1 protein-coding gene is annotated in these 1,281 nt (G+C 60.0%); it reads right to left on the minus strand.

Annotated elements, in window-relative coordinates:
- Positions 1–27: 27 nt before the first annotated feature.
- On the minus strand, positions 28–1,206 hold the full coding sequence (locus HK439_RS26350; protein WP_190294457.1) for an integrase core domain-containing protein: 1,179 nt from the start codon (positions 1,204–1,206) through the stop codon (positions 28–30).
- Positions 1,207–1,281 lie beyond the last annotated feature (75 nt).

Consider the following 1,281-nt stretch of genomic DNA (forward strand, 5'->3'; position numbering starts at 1 on the left):
GGTAACAGTTTGTACCGGAGACATGGGTTACAACCTCGTGCCGAACGGGTTGTCGATTGTCTGTAGTGTTCTCTGCTCCAGGTCGATGTATCCCAGATCATAGCTCATGAAGCTGATCAGCCAAATTCCATCGTCCACCTCCTTGATTCCGAGCTTCTGACCGGCCAGCACGGTAGAGACGTTGATCTTCTTTCGATACATACAGATCCGGCCGCAGGCGGTGACCAGCGCGTCCCGGTCATGGAAGGGATAGTCCAGCTCCGGCAGGCCCCGGTACGGTCTTGGCGAGGGCTTGTAGACCTCATCGGGCATCTGCATGGTCAGCGCTTCGTGTGGCCGTTCCTCATTGAACTCCTTGAGAAAAGCATCGAACTTCGCCTGCTGCTGGAGGCTGTTCATGCCCGGTGGCCGGGTTGCCTCCTTCTTCAAGGTCAGATGCATGCGTTCATGCCGGCCGTTCTGCTGAGGATGTCCGGGCCTGATGCGTTCGATACCGATGCCCAGCCGCAGCCACCACACCGACAGCTTCGACAGATTGTAGAGCCCGTTGGGTGAGGCAAATGGCAGTCCGTTGTCGGTGCGGATGGCCCCTGGCAGGCCGCGCTCCTTGAACAGGCGTACGAAGGCCTCGATGACCGGCCTTTCCTTCGTGCTGTCAAAGGCTTCGCACATCAACAGATAGCGTGAGGCATGGTCGCTCACCGTCAAGGGGTAACAGTATTGCCGGTTGCCCAGCTTGAACTCGCCCTTGAAATCGGCACACCACAGATCGTTGGGACGAACGCCGGCCGACAGTGCTGTGCCTTCGGCCTTGCAGGCGCGCTGCCGCTTGCGGGCGCGCTTGACAAGGCCGTGGCGGTCGAGCACCGCATGCACCGTGCTTTGGGCCGGGATCCGCACATCGCCGGCGAGCTTCCTGACCAGGATCTCCCGGATCTTGCGCGCACCCCAGTGCGGCTTGTCCTTCTTCGCGGATACGATCAGGCGCTCGACCTGGTCCGGCAGCTGGTTCGCATAGCGCACAGGGCGACGGGACCGGTCGCACAAGGCTTCCAGTCCATCCTGCCGGTAACGATCCCAGATCTTGTAGCCGGTCTTGCGCGAGATGCCGAACTCGCGGCACACCGAACTCATGCCTTCCCCATCCAGAAGACGGGCGACGAAGCGAAGACGTTCCTCCATAACGGACACCTCTTTCCACGGCATCGACACCTCCCGCAAAAACGAAAAGTGTTACCTATGTGTCCGGAACGTTTTGTCACCTATCTCTCAGGTCGGGCA

The sequence above is a fragment of the Roseibium aggregatum genome (assembly GCF_014692675.1).
In the GTDB taxonomy this organism is placed as follows: domain Bacteria; phylum Pseudomonadota; class Alphaproteobacteria; order Rhizobiales; family Stappiaceae; genus Roseibium; species Roseibium aggregatum_C.